At 61.9% G+C, this 2,352-nt stretch carries 3 protein-coding genes; all 3 read left to right on the top strand.

What is annotated here, in order from left to right:
• Positions 1–357 (top strand): F0F1 ATP synthase subunit B family protein (locus AC0AP0_RS12075; RefSeq protein ID WP_490430648.1); only part of this gene is annotated, 357 nt, incomplete at its 5' end.
• Positions 358–408: 51 nt separating this feature from the next.
• Entirely contained in the window at positions 409–1,236 is an 828-nt protein-coding gene (locus AC0AP0_RS12070) for a F0F1 ATP synthase subunit delta (RefSeq protein ID WP_490430647.1), read from the top strand.
• Between the two features lie 46 nt (positions 1,237–1,282).
• Positions 1,283–2,352, top strand: a 1,070-nt coding sequence (gene atpA, locus AC0AP0_RS12065) for a F0F1 ATP synthase subunit alpha (protein ID WP_490430646.1), incomplete at its 3' end; no start/stop codon positions are given.

The following is a 2,352-nucleotide window of genomic DNA, read 5'->3' as shown; positions in this document are numbered from 1 at the left end:
GCTCGTGAAGAGGCGGATCAGGCCCGCAAGCAGTATCAGGATCAGCTGAGCAAGGCTCGTGTGGAAGCTTCCCAGATCCGGGATGACGCCCGAGCTGAGGCCTCCAGGATCGTGGCGGATGCCAGGACCCGGGCAGAGACCGAGGCCAACCAGATCACCGAGAACGCCCAGAGATCCCTCAAGTCCCAGCAGCAGCAGGCACTGGTCTCGCTCAAGGGCGAGGTGGGCACGCTGGCTACGGCTCTTGCCGGCAAAATCCTGGGTTCGCAGCTTCAGGATGATGCCGTGCAATCTTCCATGATCGACTCGATTATTGAGGACCAGGGCGGACAGTCCTCGGACAAGCGGCAGGCATGATGACTGATTGGCGGACGATGGGCGCGCCCGCATCGCGAAAGGGGAGGTGACATGCGAGGAGAGACTTCGCTGAGCTCCGACAAGGAGACCAGGGCCAAGTATGCCCCTTTGCTGAAGAGCAGGGGAAAGGATTCCCTCCGCGTGGCCATGGAGCTCTATACCTTCGTGACCCTGCTCGACGCCAACAGGCCCTTGGAGCGTGCGCTGACCGACCCCTCCCGTCCGGCTGAGGACAAGTGGCTGGTGATTGACACCATCCTGGCCGACAAGGCCGATCCGCTGACCGTGGATATCCTCCATGATCTGACTGATCATCAGTGGAGCCGTGTGGTGCACATCGCCAACGCGGCCGAGGACATGTCGGTGGATGCCACGGCTTATTACGCCGATGCCTTGGGAATCACCAACCAGGTGGCCGGCGAGCTGGCTGAGATTCATTCGGCCCTGCTGGGTATGCCTCTTGTGCTCTTCCGGCTCTCTGATGAGTACAGCGATTCCAGAGCTCGAGCCGACCTGCTCAGGGCGCTCCTGGCTGGGCAGCATATGCATCCGGTCACCGAGCAGATGGCCCTGAACGCCACCATTGATCTGCGCGGACGACGCTTCCCTGACACCATCGTTTGGTTGGTGGATCGCTTCTCCGAGCACATGGACCAGGTCATGGTCACCGTCACCACGGCGGTTTCCATGAAGGACGAACAGGTCAGTCGCCTGCAAAAGCTCTACGGGCGCAAGCTGGGCAAACCGGTCCACATCAACTCGGTGGTCGATCCCTCGGTCCTAGGCGGCATGAAGGTCCAGTACGGCTCGGTCTCCACCGACGGCACGGTGGCCACCCAGCTGAAGCACCTGAGGCGGCGGATGGCCGTGGCAGGATGAGCGGAGAACCGACAGACTTGAACAAGAACAGAAATAAGGAGTGATCATGGCAGAAATGACCATTGATCCCACCGTGGTGCGCAAGGCGCTCGACCAATTCGTCGAATCCTACAAGCCGACGGACACCCCCACCCAGGAGGTGGGCTACGTCCGTACGGCAGGTGACGGTATTGCGCACGTGGAGGGACTGCCTGGTTGCATGGCCAACGAGCTGTTGACCTTCGAGGACGGCACGCTGGGTCTGGCCTTCAACCTGGACGCCCGAGAGATCGGCGTGGTCATCCTGGGCGACTTCGCAGGTGTCGAAGAGGGCCAGGAAGTCCACAGGACCGGTGAGGTGCTTTCAGTACCCGTCGGTGACGGCTATCTGGGGCGTACGGTCAACCCTCTGGGCGAGCCCATCGACGGCCTGGGTGAAATCAAAAGCGAGGGCCGCAGAATCCTGGAGGCTCAGGCCCCCGACGTCATGCACCGGCATCCCGTCGACGAGCCCCTGGCCACCGGTATCAAGGCCATCGACGCCATGACTCCAATCGGCCGCGGTCAGCGTCAGCTGATTATCGGCGACCGGCAGACCGGCAAGACGGCCATCGCCATCGACACCATCATCAACCAGAAGCGCAACTGGGAGTCCGGAGACCCCAAGAAGCAGGTGCGGTGCATCTATGTGGCCATCGGCCAGAAGGGCACCACCATTGCAGCGGTCCGTTCCTCTCTGGAAGAGGCCGGCGCCATGGAGTACACCACCATCGTGGCCTCCCCGGCTTCCGACTCTGCAGGTTTCAAGTACATAGCCCCCTACACCGGTTCGGCCATCGGTCAGCACTGGATGTACGGCGGCAAGCACGTTCTGATTGTCTTTGACGACCTGAGCAAGCAGGCCGAGGCCTACCGGTCCATCTCCCTGCTGCTGCGTCGTCCGCCGGGGCGTGAGGCTTATCCTGGTGACGTCTTCTACCTGCATTCGCGTCTGCTGGAGCGTTGCGCCAAGCTCTCCGATGACCTGGGCGGCGGATCCATGACCGGTCTGCCCATCATTGAGACCAAGGCCAACGACGTCTCGGCCTACATTCCGACCAACGTGATCTCCATCACCGACGGCCAGATCTTCCTGCA

The sequence above is a fragment of the Bifidobacterium sp. POST2/T3 (B1) genome (genome assembly GCF_058197115.1).
Note: the sequence above shows the minus strand (reverse complement) of the source record. Positions and strands in the feature narration are given on the sequence as shown.